Genomic DNA, 13476 nt, shown 5'->3' with positions numbered 1-13476 from the left:
CGGGAATGCTTGAGCATGGGCGGCCGGTCGCCTAGATCGCGGGCATGACATCGACGAACGACATCCGCCGCTCCTTCCTCGGTTATTTCGAGGGTGAGGGGCACACGCCCGTGCATTCCGCGCCGCTGGTGCCGCACAACGACCCGACGCTGATGTTCGTCAACGCCGGCATGGTGCCGTTCAAGAACGTGTTCACCGGGCTGGAAACGCGGCCTTATGTCACCGCGACGTCTTCGCAGAAATGCGTGCGCGCCGGCGGCAAGCACAATGACCTGGACAACGTCGGCTATACCGCGCGCCACCACACTTTCTTCGAGATGCTCGGCAATTTCTCGTTCGGCGATTATTTCAAGGAACGCGCGATCCTGCTGGCGTGGAACCTGATCACCCGCGAATGGGGCATTGCCAAGGAGCGGCTGACCGCCACCGTCTACCATACCGACGACGAGGCCCATGATCTGTGGCGCAAGATCAGCGGCCTGCCCGAAAGCCGGATCATCCGCATCCCGACCAAGGACAATTTCTGGGCGATGGGCGAGAACGGACCGTGCGGGCCATGCTCGGAAATCTTCTACGATCATGGCGATCATATTCCCGGCGGCCCGCCCGGCAGCCCGGACGAGGACGGTGACCGCTTCACCGAGATCTGGAATCTGGTGTTCATGCAGTATGAGCAGGAGGCGAACGAGATCGTCCGCGACCTGCCGCACCCGTCGATCGACACCGGCATGGGGCTGGAGCGGATCGCCGCCGTGCTGCAGGGCGTCCACGACAATTACGATACCGACACGTTCAAGGTGCTGATCGCCGAGAGCGGCGCGCGCACCGGCACCGCCACCACCGGCGCCAATCAGGCGAGCCACCGGGTGATCGCCGACCATCTGCGCGCGTCCGGCTTCCTGGTCGCCGACGGCGTGCTGCCGGCGAATGAGGGCAGGGGCTATGTGCTGCGCCGGATCATGCGGCGGGCGATGCGCCATGCCCATCTGCTCGGCGCGAAGGAGCCGCTGATGTATCGGCTGGTGCCGGCGCTGGTTGCGGAAATGGGCGGCGCCTATCCCGAACTGTTGCGCGCCCAGCCGCTGATCGAGGCGACGCTGCTGCAGGAGGAGACGCGCTTCCGTCAGACCCTTTCCAACGGCCTGAGGTTGCTGGAGGAGGCGACGGGCGGGATGCAGGCGGGCGACACGCTGCCCGGCGCGACCGCGTTCAAGCTTTATGACACTTACGGCTTCCCATACGACCTGACCGAGGACGCGCTGCGCACTCACGGCCTGGGCATCGACCGCGGTGGTTTCGACGCGGCGATGGCCGAGCAGAAGGCGGCGGCGCGTGCGGCATGGAAAGGCTCCGGCGCGAAGGCGTCGAGCGACGTCTGGTTCGATGTCGCCGAGGCGCATGGCGGCACCGAGTTCACCGGCTACGTGTCGGACGAGGGCGAAGGCGAAGTCGTCGCGCTGGTTCGCGACGGCGTGCGCGTCGACGCGGCGAGCGAAGGCGAGGCAGTGACTATACTGACCAACCAGACGCCGTTCTATGGCGAATCCGGCGGGCAGATGGGCGATGCCGGCACGATTGCAGGCGACAAGGGGCTGCGTATTGCCGTCGACGATACGACCAAGGAGATCGGCAGGCTCCACGCCCACCATGGCCGGGTCGAGGCGGGGACGATCAAGGTCGGCGACACGGTGCGGCTGGTGATCAACGACGAGCGCCGGGCGCAGTTGCGCGCCAACCACAGCGCCACCCACCTGCTTCACGCGGCGCTGCGGAATCGGTTGGGCAAGCATGTTACCCAGAAAGGCAGTCTGGTGGCGCCGGAACGGCTGCGTTTCGATTTCTCACACCCGTCGCCGCTGACTGCCGAGCAAATCGCCGAGGTCGAGGCGGATGTGAACGCGCAGATTCGCGGCAATGTCGCGGTGACGACCCGGCTGATGACGCCGGACGATGCGGTCGCCGCCGGCGCGCTGGCGCTGTTCGGCGAGAAATATGGCGACGAAGTGCGGGTGCTGTCGATGGGCAGCGGCGCCGAGCGGGCCTATTCCGTCGAGCTGTGCGGCGGCACCCATGTCGCTGCGCTGGGCGATATTGCGCTGTTCAAGATCATCGCCGAAAGCGCGGTGTCGAGCGGGGTCCGCCGGATCGAGGCGCTGACGGGCGAGGCGGCGCGGCTGTGGCTGGCGCACCGTGACGAGCGGCTGCGCGAGGCGGCGGCGGCGTTGAAGACTGCGCCGGAGGACGTGCCGACGCGGGTTGCCGCGCTGGTCGAGGAACGACGGCGGCTGGAACGCGAACTGGCGGAAGCGCGCAAGGCGCTGGCACTGGGCGGCCCGGCTGGCGGCGGCGCTGGCGAGGCGGCGGTGGAACAGGTCGGCGGTGCCGGCTTCATCGGCCAGGTCGTCGATGGGCTTGATCCCAAGGGGCTGCGCGGCGCGCTTGATACGCTGAAGAAGCGGGTCGGGTCCGGCGTGGTCACGCTGGTCGCGGTCAATGACGGCCGGGCGTCGGTGGCGGTCGGCGTGACCGACGATCTGGTCGGATCGCGCGACGCGGTGGCGCTGGTCCGCGCTGCGGTGGCGGTGCTGGGCGGGCAGGGTGGCGGCGGTCGCCCGGACATGGCGCAGGGCGGCGGCCCGGACGGTGCCCGCGCGGCCGATGCGGTCACCGCCGTGCGTGACGCGCTGGCCGGGGTTGCGGCGGCGGCCTGAGTCGCGCAATTTAGGTGCTCCTGCGAAAGCAGGAGCCAATGACGTGCGCTTGCCTCAGTGGACTCCTTCCTTCACAGGAGTACTGACCTGACGGCGGTAGAGGTTTTACGCTTCGAGGTCGCGCAGACGCTTGCCGGTGATGCGCGGTTCGAAATCCAGGTTGGCGGCGTCGCGGACCTGACGATGCAGGTTTTCGCGCTTGTCGTGGATCGAGGCGATGACCGGCCCCATCGGTACGCCGAGTTCGACTAGCACCGCTTCGGACAGTTGCAGCGATGCCTCCAGCGCTTCCGGGGCGGCGCTGGTCACCCCGGCGCGATAAAGTTCGGCGGCGTGGGTCGTGTCGCGGGCGCGCGCGACGATCGGCAGATCGGGGTAGAGCCGCCGCACCCGACGGACGATGCGGACGGAGAGGGCAGGCTGGTCCATCGTCAGCACCAGCGCGTCGCGCTTGCCCAGGTTCAGTCGCTCGAACAGCTGCGGGCGGGCGATGTCGCCGAAAATCACCGGATAGCCTTCCCGCCGCGCCTCCGCGACGGCGTCGATGTCGGTCTCGACCGCGACGAAGCTCTTGTCGTGGGTGCGCAGCATGTCGGCGACGAGGCGGCCGACGCGGCCGAAGCCGACGACGACGGTACCCGGAATGGCGCCGGTATCCTTCAGCGGGTCGTCCTCGCGGCTCGCCACCTCGATCCGCCGGGCGATGTCGCTGCCGATCCGGGCGAGCAGCGGCGTGATCGTCAGGCCGATCGCCGTCACCGTCTGCCAGAAGGCAGCGGTGCGGGCGGCGATCAGCCCGCCTTGGGTGGCAACTCCAAGCACGATCAGCGTGGTTTCGGACGGCGACGCCATCAGCGCAGACGTCTCGATCGCGATGCCGCGGCGGACGCCGCTCAGCCGCAGCAGCGCGGCGGTGACCACCGATTTTGCCGCGACGACACCGATCACCGCCGTCGCCAACTGCATCCAGTATTCGGCGACCGAACGCAGGTTGATGCTCATGCCGATGGTGATCAGGAACACGCCGAGCGCCAGGCCCTTGAACGGAGCGGTCGTACCCTCGACCTCTCCATGATATTCGGTTTCGGCGATCAGGATGCCGGCCAGCAGCGCGCCGACGATCGGCGACAGGCCGGTGACCGTCGTCGCGGTGCTGGCGACGATGACGACGAGCAGGCTGGCGGCCAGGAATACTTCCGGGCTCTTGGTCCGCGCCGCCTGGGCGAACAGGATCGGCAGCAGGAAGCGGCCGAGGATGACCATCGCGATCACCGCGCCGCCGCCGTAGAGAACGCTGTGCAGGATGTTCTCCACCCCGCCACCGCCGAACGGGGCGATCGCGCCGAGACCGAAGATGATCGGCACCAGCGCCAGATCCTCGAACAGCAGCATGGCGAAGGCGAGGCGGCCGACCGGGCCGGATGTGCCGACGATCGGCAGCACCAGCGCGGTCGACGACAGCGACAGGGCGAGACCGAGGCCGATCGCCCCCGTCCAGTATTGGCCAAGCACGATCAGCGCGAGCGCGATGATGATGCCGGAACCGAGCAACTCCGCCGCGCCGATGCCGAACACCTGCGTCCGCATCGCCCACAACCGCTTGAACGACAGTTCGAGCCCGATCGAGAACAGCAACAGGATGATGCCGAGTTCCGCGAAGGCATCGATCGAATGCGGGTTGGTGATCGTAAGGTAATAGAGCCAGGGCGCGTGCGCGGTCAGCGAACCGAGACCGGCCGGGCCTGCAAGGATGCCGACGAGGATGAAACCGATAACCGGGTTGACGCGAAAACGAGCGAATGTGGGAATGACGAGGCCGGCCGCGCCGAGAATAACCAACGCGTCACTGAATGCCGGTGAATAGATCGGGAGCGCCACACAGCAATAATGACGCGAAGGAGGTAGCCGTGGCTACCCCATAAATACGCGAGGACAGGAGAAAATGCGCGGCGGCGGCAATGATGCCACACGCCGCGCCGGTGCTTATTTCCAGTCGTTCATCGCCTTTTCGAGGTTGACGCGGATCGCCTCGAAGAACTGTTCCGTCGTCATCCACGGCTGGTCCGGACCGATCAGGATCGCCAGGTCCTTGGTCATCTGGCCCTGCTCGACGGTTTCGACGCAGACCCGCTCCAGCGTTTCGGCGAAGCGGATGACGTCCGGCGTGTCGTCGAAGCGGCCGCGATATTTGAGGCCGCCGGTCCACGCGAAGATCGACGCGATCGGGTTGGTGGACGTCGCCTTGCCCTGCTGATGCATGCGATAATGGCGGGTGACGGTGCCGTGCGCCGCCTCCGCCTCCACGGTCTTGCCGTCGGGCGACAGCAGCACCGAGGTCATCAGGCCGAGCGAGCCGAAGCCCTGTGCGACCTGGTCCGACTGGACGTCGCCGTCGTAATTCTTGCAGGCCCAGACGAACTTGCCGCTCCACTTGAGGGCGGAGGCGACCATGTCGTCGATCAGCCGGTGTTCGTAGACGATACCGGCTTTCTCGAACTGCGCCTTGAATTCATTCTCATAAATCTCGGCGAACAGGTCCTTGAAGCGGCCATCATAAGCCTTGAGAATGGTGTTTTTGGTCGACAGGTAGACCGGCCAGTTGCGCATCAGTCCGTAGTTGAGCGAGGCGCGGGCGAAGTCGCGGATCGAATCGTCGAGATTGTACATCGCCAGCGCGACGCCTGACGACGGGAAGCGGAACACCTCCTCGTCGATGACGGTGCCGTCGTCGCCCTCGAACACCAGGCGCAGCTTGCCGGCACCGGGGACGCGATAGTCGGTGGCCCGATACTGGTCGCCGAAGGCATGACGGCCGACGACGATCGGATCGGTCCAACCGGGGACCAGCCGGGGTACGTTGTCGATGACGATCGGTTCGCGGAAGACGACGCCGCCAAGGATGTTGCGGATCGTGCCGTTCGGCGACTTCCACATCTTCTTGAGGCCGAATTCCTCGACCCGCGCCTCGTCCGGGGTGATCGTCGCGCATTTCACGCCGACGCCGTGCTCGCGGATCGCCCGTGCCGAATCGACGGTGACCTTGTCGTCGGTGCGGTCGCGCTCCTCGATGCCCAAATCGTAATAATGCAGGTCGATGTCGAGATAGGGCAGGATCAGGCGCTCGCGAATCCATTGCCAGATGATCCGCGTCATCTCGTCGCCGTCGAGTTCGACGACCGGGTTCTTCACCTTGATCTTTGCCATGTGTGAGGGGCCTTCGTTGAGGGGAACGTCGGCGATGCTCCTAGGCAAGGTGGCGGCGGCGATCAACTGCGGCACGTTGTCTATGGCCGCATCCGGCCCTAAGAAGGGCCAATGTCATTGCCGGACAAGCCGTCGGACACCACGCCGACCGTCAAATGGCGCCTGCCACCGGTGCATCCGGAGGGGCGCAAGTTCATCCTTATCGCCGCCGCGATCACCCTGTTCCTGGCCTGGAGCGCCTGGGAAACGCTGGCCTGGCCGATGGCGGGCATCACCTTGTGGGTGGCCGCTTTCTTCCGCGACCCGGTCCGCACCGTGCCGCAGGGCGAAGACCTGGTCGTCGCGCCCGCGGACGGGCTGGTCACGCTGATCCAGCCGGTGCCGCCGCCGCGCGAGATGGCGGGCGAATGCGGGCTAGGCGATTCGCCGCTGATCCGCGTTTCGATCTTCATGAGCGTGTTCGACGTGCATGTGAATCGTTCGCCGATCGCCGGGACGGTGCGGACGATCGCCTATATCGCCGGGAAATTCCTGAACGCCGATCTCGACAAGGCCAGCGAGGACAATGAACGCCAGCATTTCCTGGTCGAGCGCGATGACGGGCTGCGCGTCGGTTTCACCCAGATCGCCGGGCTGGTGGCGCGGCGGATCGTCACCTTCGTCAAGCCGGAGGACAGGGTAGCGGCCGGGGAGCGGATCGGCCTGATCCGTTTCGGCAGCCGCGTCGACGTCTACCTGCCGGCGGGCACCGCGCCGCGTGTCGCGCTGGGCCAGCGCACTGTGGCCGGGGAGACGGTGCTTGCCGTTATCGGGCGCAACGACGGGGCGGCGGGCCTGTCGCAATGACGCCGCCGCCGTCCATCGAGCGGCCACGCCGGGGCATTCCGCTGCGCGCGCTACCGCCCAACGCGGTTACGGCGCTCGCGCTGTGCACGGGCCTCAGTGGCGTCCGCTTCGCGATCGGCGACGAATGGGAAAAGGCGGTGGCGGCAGTGATCGTCGCCGGCATCCTCGACGGCATGGACGGCCGGATCGCCCGGATGATGAAGGGCGAGAGCCGGTTCGGCGCGGAACTGGATTCACTGTCCGACGTGATCGCGTTCGGCGTGGCGCCGTCGATCATCCTCTATCTGTGGTCGCTGCAGCATCTGCCGCAGTTCGGCTGGGTGTTCGCGCTCAGCCTGGCGGTGTGCTGCGCGCTGCGCCTTGCCCGCTTCAACGCCCAGATCGACGCGGCCGAGCAGCCCCATAAGTCGGCCGGGTTCCTAACCGGCATCCCGGCACCGGCCGGCGCCGGGTTGGCGCTGCTGCCGATCTTCCTGTGGCTGGCGACCGGGTTCGATCTGCTGCGATCGCCGGGGGTGACCGCGCCGTGGACCGGGGTCGTCGCCTTCCTGATGATCTCCAACATCGCGACGTTCAGTTGGTCGTCGCTACGGTTGCGGCGGAGCATCCGCTTCGAAGCGCTGGCGGCAGTGGCAATCATCGGCACCGCGGTGCTGAGCGCGCCCTGGGCGACGCTGAGCGTGATCAGCGCGCTTTACCTGGCCGCAATGCCGTTCAGCATCCGCAGCTATGCGCGGGTCAGGCGGCATCGCGCAGCAGCGCAGGGCGCGCCCGCCGGCCAATAATATGGGCGGGGCGGACGGCTCGTGCCTGGCGCGCCGGCGAGACCGGCTGAACGACGCCGCGACCGCGCAGGACGGCAGCGATGCGGGTAGCGTCGCGAAGGCCCACCTGACCCAGCACCGTGAGCGCGAGCAGCAGGGCGAAGATAAACAGGAGCGGGGACAGAAAGGCGAGCATCGAATCCTCCCGAAACAGGTGTTCGCCATTACATGTTCTTGTTTTGTTCTGGCGTCAATAGCCCCGCGAAACCGTAGGGCAGTGAGCGTATGGGAGAAGGCCGGGGGCACGCTGCCCGCCGAACGGGTAATTGCTGCCGCCCGCCGGCCGGCTTGCGCATTTCGTACGAGGCGACTAGGGGGACGCCACTTTCCCGCAACGCTATTTCACGGAGCCCGAACGGCCATGGCCGCGACCCGAACCTTTTCGATCATCAAGCCCGACGCCACCCGCCGCAACCTGACCGGCGCCGTCACCCGCATGCTGGAGGAGGCCGGCCTGCGCGTCGTCGCGTCGAAGCGCATCCGGATGAGCCGGGAGCAAGCGGAAGGCTTCTACGCCGTCCATCGCGAGCGGCCGTTCTTCAACGACCTGGTGACGTTCATGATCTCCGGTCCGGTGGTCGTCCAGGTACTCGAGGGCGAAAACGCCGTACAGCGCAACCGCGACATCATGGGCGCGACCAACCCGGGGAATGCGGCGCCGGGGACGATCCGCAAGGAACTGGCCGAATCGATCGAGGCCAATTCGGTCCATGGTTCGGACAGTGACGAGAACGCAGCGATCGAGATCGCCTATTTCTTCGAGCCGGACGAGATCGTCGGCTGACATGGCGGCCAGCGGCATTCGTCGCTGCCGCCCCGGGGACGCGGCGGCGCTGGCGCTGGTCAGCGGCGCCACCTTCCTCGAAACCTACGCCTGGATGATCGCCGGCAAGGATTTGTTGGCACATGTCGGCGACAAGCTCAGCGAAGCTGCGTACGAGGCGCATCTCGCCGATCCTGCCTGTGCGCTGTGGATGGCGGAAGGGGAGCGGGGCGCGCCGGTCGGCTACGCGCTTCTGACCCCGCCCGACCTGCCGATCGAGACCGGCGCGACCGATATCGAACTGCGCCGCATTTACCTGCTGACGCGCTATCAAGGCGGCGGCATGGGCAACGCGCTGTTTGCCGCCGCGGTATCAGAAGCGCGAGTGCGCGGCATGACCCGGCTGCTGATCGGCGTCGCCAAGACCAATACCGCCGCGATCGGATTCTACCGCCGCCATGGCTGCGCGGCGATCGGCGAGCGGATTTTCCGCGTCGGCGGCGAGGATTTTGAGGACGCTATTTTCGCGCGGGCGCTTTAGCCGCCCGGGCCTTCCACAGTTTCTCGAGCTGCGCCGGCGCGCGCGTCTCATCGCTATGCGCGATCAGCGACAGGCCGCGCAGGCGAACGGCGGCGCCGCCGAACATCTGGCCGTCGAGCGCGTAGCCGATGTCGTAGAGCGCCACCTCGCTATGGCTGTCGCCGTCGACCAGATAGCGGGTGGTGATGGCGACCGGCAGCCGGGCATCCCCCTTCGGCCGGTCGGACAGACCGGTGGCGCGGCGCGCTTTCTTCAGCGCCTCGCCGAACCAGCGCGCCTCGATCCGCGCCTCGCCGGCGGTGCCGATTGGTGCGATGCCGAGGGCGGTGGGAAAAGCGATGCTCTGGCTCTGGATCGTCTGTTCCGCGCGGGTCGGCGCCAGATCGAGTTGCTTGCCGTCGCGCCGGGCCGTACCCTTCAAGGTTAGCGTCGCCGCGCGGGCATCGGCCGCCTGTTCGGCGGCGGCGCGTTCCGCCTCGCTGGACGTGCGCTCGGCATAGTTGTTCCACAGCGTCAGGGCGGAAATGATGACGGCGACCACCGCCAACCCCTCGCCCAGCGTGATCCAGCGGCGGCGGATCGCGGCCGCTTCCTGTGCCCGCTCCTCGCGGCCTTCGCCGCTCATCGCCGTGCCGCCCGGCGCGGTCGGCTGGTAGCAAGGCGCCAGCTTTCGGCGATGCGATCCGCAACATGGTTCCAGTCGGCGCCCGGCGCGACATTGATCGCAATCCAGCCAGCCGGGCCGATATAGGCGGGCCAGCTGTAGAGCGCGGGGTCCTGGTCGATCAGCATGGCCTGCTCGTCAGGGCCGCTGGTGCGCACGCAGACATCGGTTCGTTCGGCGCCATGGTGGTTATGCCGGAAATAGGCGAACATCCGGCCCGACGCCGCGAAGGCGGGGATGCCGTGCGACAGCTTCTCGATACTGCCGGGCAGGGCGAGGCAGATCGCGCGCGTCCGTTCAAGCGCCGGGCCGGGATCGGGACTGGGCATTGCGCACGAACTCCGCAAGCGTCGCCGGATAGAGGCGATGTTCCTCGATCAGCAGCCGTGCCGCAAGGCTTTCCGGGGTGTCGCCGGGCAGAATCGGAATTTCCGCCTGCGCCAGCACCGGCCCGTCGTCCAATTCGGCGGTGACGATGTGGATGCTGACGCCGTGGACCGCGTCGCCGGCGGCGATCGCGCGGGCGTGGGTGTCCAGCCCCTTGTATTTGGGCAGCAGCGACGGGTGGATGTTCAGCATCCGCCCGGCCCATCCGCCGACGAATCCGCCCGACAGCAGCCGCATATAGCCGGCGAGCGCGACATATTCGACATCGGCGTCGCGCAGCGCGGCGTCGACGAGGGCGTCGAATTCGGCGCGCTTCAGCCCCTTGTGGCTGTGCGCCCAGGTCGGGATGCCCATCGCCCGCGCCGTCGCCAGCCCGGCGGCATCCGGGTCATTGGAGGCGACCAGCGCGATCACGTAGGGGCAGTCCGGTGCCTGAGCCGCTTCCGCCAGCGCCAGCATGTTCGATCCGCGCCCGGAGATCAGCACGCCGAGGCGCGCGCGCTTAGCCATTGTGGGTGGCGGACCAGCCGGCGCGGGCGCTCCACGTCTCGGTCGATCCGGAAACGGTGCAGCCCCGTTCGCCGGCCTCGACCCGCCCGATCCGCAATACCGTCTCCCCGGCGCTTTCCAGCGCCGCCGCGACCGATGGCGCCTCCGCCTCCGGGACGATCACCGCCATGCCGATGCCGCAGTTGAACGTGCGTGCCATTTCCTCCGGCTCGATCGCACCCTGCGCCTGGAGGAAGGCCATCAGCCGGGGCAGCGGCCAGCCATCCGCGTCGATATGGGCGTGGAGGCCGGCGGGCAGGGCGCGCGGGATATTTTCCAGCAGCCCGCCGCCGGTTATGTGGGCGAGGGCGGCGACGCGGCCGGCGCGGACCAGCGGCAGCAGTGCCTTCACATAGATGCGGGTCGGCGCCATCAGCGCGTCGATCAGCAACTGCTCCATGTCGAACTGCGCCGGGCGGTTGAGTTTCCAGCCCTTGTCGGCGGCGAGGCGGCGGACCAGCGAGAAGCCGTTGGAATGGACACCGGACGAAGCGAGGCCGAGAATGGCGTCGCCGGCCGCTACCCGGCTGCCGGTCAGCGCCTGCGTCCGTTCCACCGCGCCGACACAGAAGCCGGCGAGGTCGTAATCGCCGTCGGCGTACATGCCCGGCATCTCCGCCGTTTCGCCGCCGATCAGCGCGCAGCCGGCGATCCGGCACCCCTCGGCGATGCCGGCGATCACCCGCTCGGCGACGGCGGGGTCGAGCTTGCCGCTGGCGTAATAGTCGAGGAAAAACAGCGGCTCCGCGCCCTGGACGATCAGGTCGTTGGCGCACATCGCGACCAGATCGATGCCGACGCCGTCATGCCGGTCATGCTCGATCGCCAGTTTCAGCTTGGTGCCGACGCCGTCATTGGCGGCGACGAGCAGCGGATCGGTATAGCCCGCCGCCTTCAGGTCGAAGAAGCCTCCGAAGCCGCCCAGTTCGGCATCGGCACCGGGGCGCCGCGTCGCCTTGGCGAGAGGGGCGATCGCGCGCACCAGCGCATTCCCGGCAGCGATCGAAACGCCGGCGCCGGCATAGGTGTAGGACGTGTTGTCGTTCATGACCGTCGCCTAGCCACAACGCGCTTGGATTTCCACCGCCAACACGCCAGAAGGGCGGCGTGATCGCGCTTTCCCGTCCGCTCAGCCTCGTGCGGCCGCTGCTTGCCTTGGCGCTCGTCGCCGGCGCTGGCGCGGTGCTGCATGCCCAGTTGGAGGGAACGGACCGCGGCGTGCCGCCGATCGACAGCTCGTCCAGCCTTGAAGTCAGCGGCATCGCCGTCGACGTCTATGCCGCCAACGCCGATGCTGCGCGCTATGGCGGCTGGCGCGAGGCGCAGCGCAAGGGCTGGCGCGCGCTGTGGCAGCGCACCCATCCCGGCACCGGTGCGCCAGCGCTGTCCGATTCGGCGCTGGACGGTATCGTCGCCGGTATCGTGGTCGAGGACGAGCAGATCGGCCCGCGTCGCTACATCGCCCGGCTGGGCGTGTTGTTCGACCGGGCGCGGACAGGGCAGATCCTCGGCATCGCCGGGCATGCCGCCCGCTCCGCGCCGATGCTGGTGCTGCCGGTCCAGTGGAGCGGCGGGTCCGCGCAGAGCTTCGAATTGCGCAATCCGTGGCAGGAGGCGTGGGCGCGCTTCCGCACCGGCAACAGCAGCATCGACTATATTCGGGTGACCGGCACCGGCGTCGATCCGCTGCTGCTCAACAACGCGCAGGCGTGGCGGCCGGGGCGGACCTGGTGGCGGTTCCTGCTTGACGGTTATGGCGCCGCCGACGTCCTGATCCCGCAGGTTCGCTTGCAGCGCCTGTGGCCCGGTGGACCGGTGGTCGGCTGGTTCAGCGCCTTCCATGGCCCGGACCGGCGGCTGATCGGCCGATTCGCATTGCGCGTCGAGAATAGCGAGGCGATCCCGAAGCTGCTCGATGCCGGAGTGCAGCGGATCGACGCGTTGTACAGCGAGGCGCTGGCGATGGGGGCGCTGGCGCCCGATCCGTCGCTGGTCGTTGAGGAGCCGGTCGACGCCGACGCGCTGGGCGACAGCCTGGAACTGGCGCCGGACGACGCGGGCGTGCTGGTCACCAGCAACACGCCGTCCGGGACAAGCGCGGTCACCGTCCAGTTCGACACGCCCGATGTCGGCGCGGTCAACGCCACCGAAACAGCCGTCCGTGGGATTCCAGGGGTGCGTTCCGCCGCGACATCCAGCCTGGCGATCGGCGGCGTTTCGGTGATGCGGGTGGTGTTCCAGGGCGATTCGGTGGCGTTGCGGGCCGCCTTCGCCGCCCGTGGCTGGCAGGTGCAGGGGAGCGGCGACACGCTGCGGATCGTCCGCCGCGCGGCGAGCGCGCCGGCGCCCAGCCCGAGCAACAGCTCCCGGCCATGAGCCAGATCGCCCTGCCGTTCGACTGGCCGGCCGGAGAGACAGAGCGGGATTTCATTGTCGGCGACAGCAACGCCGACGCGGTTCGCCATCTCGATCGCTGGGGGACCTGGCCGGTGATGGCGACGATCCTGACCGGCCCGCGCAAATCGGGGCGCAGTCTGCTCGGCCGCCTGTTCGCGGGAAGGACCGAGGGGCAGTTGATCGACGATGCCGACCGCCGCTCGGAAGAAGAACTGTTCCATGCGTGGAACGCCGCGCAGGAGACGCGGCGGCCATTGTTGCTGGTTGCCGATCTGCCGCCGCCGGCCTGGCGGGTGAAGCTGCCGGACCTGCGCTCGCGACTGGCGGCGACGCCGGCGGTGGCGCTTGGTGATCCGGACGAGCCGCTCGCCCGGGCGCTGGTGGAAAAGCTGCTCGCCCAGCGCAACCTTGTCGCGCCGCCGGAGCTGATCGGCTGGCTGATGCCGCGTATCGAACGTAGCCATGTCGCGTTGATCCGGGTGGTCGATGCACTGGATGAGGCATCCTTGTCGGAGCATTCGCGCTTGTCGCTCAAGCTGGCGCGGGCCACATTGGGCGCGATGCGATCAGCGGACGAGAACCGGGCCTGA

Annotated in this window: 14 protein-coding genes; 7 read left to right on the top strand and 7 right to left on the bottom strand. The window is 68.0% G+C overall.

All coding sequences use genetic code 11. The annotated features are described in order from the left end of the window. Positions 1-44: 44 nt before the first annotated feature. A complete protein-coding gene (gene alaS / locus E4A53_RS07545) occupies positions 45-2711 on the top strand; it encodes an alanine--tRNA ligase (RefSeq protein ID WP_136162488.1) in 2667 nt (888 codons plus the stop codon). Between the two features lie 105 nt (positions 2712-2816). On the opposite strand, the gene E4A53_RS07540 is transcribed toward alaS, so the two are convergent. After that, positions 2817-4589, bottom strand: a complete 1773-nt coding sequence (locus E4A53_RS07540; RefSeq protein ID WP_136162487.1) for a cation:proton antiporter domain-containing protein — start codon at positions 4587-4589, stop codon at positions 2817-2819. A gap of 105 nt (positions 4590-4694) precedes the next feature. After that, on the bottom strand, positions 4695-5915 hold the full coding sequence (locus E4A53_RS07535) for an NADP-dependent isocitrate dehydrogenase (protein WP_136162486.1): 1221 nt from the start codon (positions 5913-5915) through the stop codon (positions 4695-4697). A gap of 111 nt (positions 5916-6026) precedes the next feature. On the opposite strand from E4A53_RS07535, the gene E4A53_RS07530 reads away from it, so the two are divergent. Both E4A53_RS07530 and E4A53_RS07525 read left to right on the top strand, forming a co-directional pair. Beyond that, positions 6027-6761 carry a phosphatidylserine decarboxylase gene (locus E4A53_RS07530; RefSeq protein ID WP_136162485.1) on the top strand — a complete coding sequence of 245 codons (735 nt, stop codon included), beginning with the start codon at positions 6027-6029 and terminating at the stop codon, positions 6759-6761. Beyond that, a complete protein-coding gene (locus E4A53_RS07525; protein ID WP_136162484.1) occupies positions 6758-7546 on the top strand; it encodes a CDP-alcohol phosphatidyltransferase family protein in 789 nt (262 codons plus the stop codon). The genes E4A53_RS07530 and E4A53_RS07525 overlap by 4 nt, the downstream gene beginning before the upstream one ends. Here E4A53_RS07525 and E4A53_RS07520 read toward each other — a convergent pair. Then, positions 7500-7721: a hypothetical protein gene (locus tag E4A53_RS07520; protein WP_136162483.1), complete on the bottom strand. Its 222-nt coding sequence runs from the start codon at positions 7719-7721 to the stop codon at positions 7500-7502. The genes E4A53_RS07525 and E4A53_RS07520 overlap by 47 nt on opposite strands. A gap of 225 nt (positions 7722-7946) precedes the next feature. Here E4A53_RS07520 and ndk point away from each other — a divergent pair, with 225 nt between their 5' ends. Continuing rightward, positions 7947-8369 carry a nucleoside-diphosphate kinase gene (gene ndk, locus E4A53_RS07515; protein ID WP_136162482.1) on the top strand — a complete coding sequence of 141 codons (423 nt, stop codon included), beginning with the start codon at positions 7947-7949 and terminating at the stop codon, positions 8367-8369. A 1-nt stretch (position 8370) separates the two neighbouring features. Continuing rightward, positions 8371-8889 carry a GNAT family N-acetyltransferase gene (locus E4A53_RS07510; protein ID WP_136162481.1) on the top strand — a complete coding sequence of 173 codons (519 nt, stop codon included), beginning with the start codon at positions 8371-8373 and terminating at the stop codon, positions 8887-8889. Here the strand turns inward: E4A53_RS07510 and E4A53_RS07505 are convergent. The 4 genes from E4A53_RS07505 to purM are packed head-to-tail and all read right to left on the bottom strand — an operon-like array spanning position 8867 to position 11537. Continuing rightward, complete coding sequence (locus tag E4A53_RS07505; RefSeq protein ID WP_136162480.1) at positions 8867-9514, bottom strand: hypothetical protein; 648 nt, start codon at positions 9512-9514, stop codon at positions 8867-8869. The genes E4A53_RS07510 and E4A53_RS07505 overlap by 23 nt on opposite strands. Beyond that, complete coding sequence (locus E4A53_RS15055; RefSeq protein WP_136162479.1) at positions 9511-9882, bottom strand: MmcQ/YjbR family DNA-binding protein; 372 nt, start codon at positions 9880-9882, stop codon at positions 9511-9513. Before E4A53_RS15055 ends, E4A53_RS07505 begins: the two co-directional genes overlap by 4 nt. Further along, on the bottom strand, positions 9851-10450 hold the full coding sequence (gene purN / locus E4A53_RS15050) for a phosphoribosylglycinamide formyltransferase (RefSeq protein WP_136162478.1): 600 nt from the start codon (positions 10448-10450) through the stop codon (positions 9851-9853). Before purN ends, E4A53_RS15055 begins: the two co-directional genes overlap by 32 nt. Next, positions 10443-11537 (bottom strand): phosphoribosylformylglycinamidine cyclo-ligase, encoded by a 1095-nt coding sequence (purM, locus tag E4A53_RS07490; protein ID WP_136162477.1) that lies wholly within the window; start codon positions 11535-11537, stop codon positions 10443-10445. The genes purN and purM overlap by 8 nt, the downstream gene beginning before the upstream one ends. A 59-nt stretch (positions 11538-11596) precedes the next feature. Between purM and E4A53_RS07485 the strand changes: the two genes are divergently transcribed. Both E4A53_RS07485 and E4A53_RS07480 read left to right on the top strand, forming a co-directional pair. Continuing rightward, entirely contained in the window at positions 11597-12865 is a 1269-nt protein-coding gene (locus E4A53_RS07485) for a heavy-metal-associated domain-containing protein (RefSeq protein WP_136162476.1), read from the top strand. Beyond that, positions 12862-13476 carry a P-loop NTPase family protein gene (locus E4A53_RS07480; RefSeq protein WP_136162475.1) on the top strand — a complete coding sequence of 205 codons (615 nt, stop codon included), beginning with the start codon at positions 12862-12864 and terminating at the stop codon, positions 13474-13476. Before E4A53_RS07485 ends, E4A53_RS07480 begins: the two co-directional genes overlap by 4 nt.

Origin of the sequence: Sphingomonas flavalba (genome assembly GCF_004796535.1) — a bacterium.
Taxonomy (GTDB): Bacteria; Pseudomonadota; Alphaproteobacteria; order Sphingomonadales; family Sphingomonadaceae; genus Sphingomonas_L; species Sphingomonas_L flavalba.
The sequence above is the reverse complement of the archived record's forward strand: the minus strand, read 5'-3'. Positions and strand labels throughout refer to the sequence as shown.

What these genes read in the sequence shown, in the direction of transcription:
- purM (WP_136162477.1), bottom strand. Translation starts at nt 11,537, where the DNA reads ATGAACGACAACACGTCCTACACCTATGCCGGCGCCGGCGTTTCGATC.
- E4A53_RS07535 (WP_136162486.1), bottom strand. Translation starts at nt 5,915, where the DNA reads ATGGCAAAGATCAAGGTGAAGAACCCGGTCGTCGAACTCGACGGCGAC.
- E4A53_RS07520 (WP_136162483.1), bottom strand. Translation starts at nt 7,721, where the DNA reads ATGCTCGCCTTTCTGTCCCCGCTCCTGTTTATCTTCGCCCTGCTGCTC.
- E4A53_RS07505 (WP_136162480.1), bottom strand. Translation starts at nt 9,514, where the DNA reads ATGAGCGGCGAAGGCCGCGAGGAGCGGGCACAGGAAGCGGCCGCGATC.
- E4A53_RS07525 (WP_136162484.1), top strand. Translation starts at nt 6,758, where the DNA reads ATGACGCCGCCGCCGTCCATCGAGCGGCCACGCCGGGGCATTCCGCTG.
- E4A53_RS15055 (WP_136162479.1), bottom strand. Translation starts at nt 9,882, where the DNA reads ATGCCCAGTCCCGATCCCGGCCCGGCGCTTGAACGGACGCGCGCGATC.
- E4A53_RS07510 (WP_136162481.1), top strand. Translation starts at nt 8,371, where the DNA reads ATGGCGGCCAGCGGCATTCGTCGCTGCCGCCCCGGGGACGCGGCGGCG.
- alaS (WP_136162488.1), top strand. Translation starts at nt 45, where the DNA reads ATGACATCGACGAACGACATCCGCCGCTCCTTCCTCGGTTATTTCGAG.
- E4A53_RS07480 (WP_136162475.1), top strand. Translation starts at nt 12,862, where the DNA reads ATGAGCCAGATCGCCCTGCCGTTCGACTGGCCGGCCGGAGAGACAGAG.
- purN (WP_136162478.1), bottom strand. Translation starts at nt 10,450, where the DNA reads ATGGCTAAGCGCGCGCGCCTCGGCGTGCTGATCTCCGGGCGCGGATCG.
- ndk (WP_136162482.1), top strand. Translation starts at nt 7,947, where the DNA reads ATGGCCGCGACCCGAACCTTTTCGATCATCAAGCCCGACGCCACCCGC.
- E4A53_RS07530 (WP_136162485.1), top strand. Translation starts at nt 6,027, where the DNA reads ATGTCATTGCCGGACAAGCCGTCGGACACCACGCCGACCGTCAAATGG.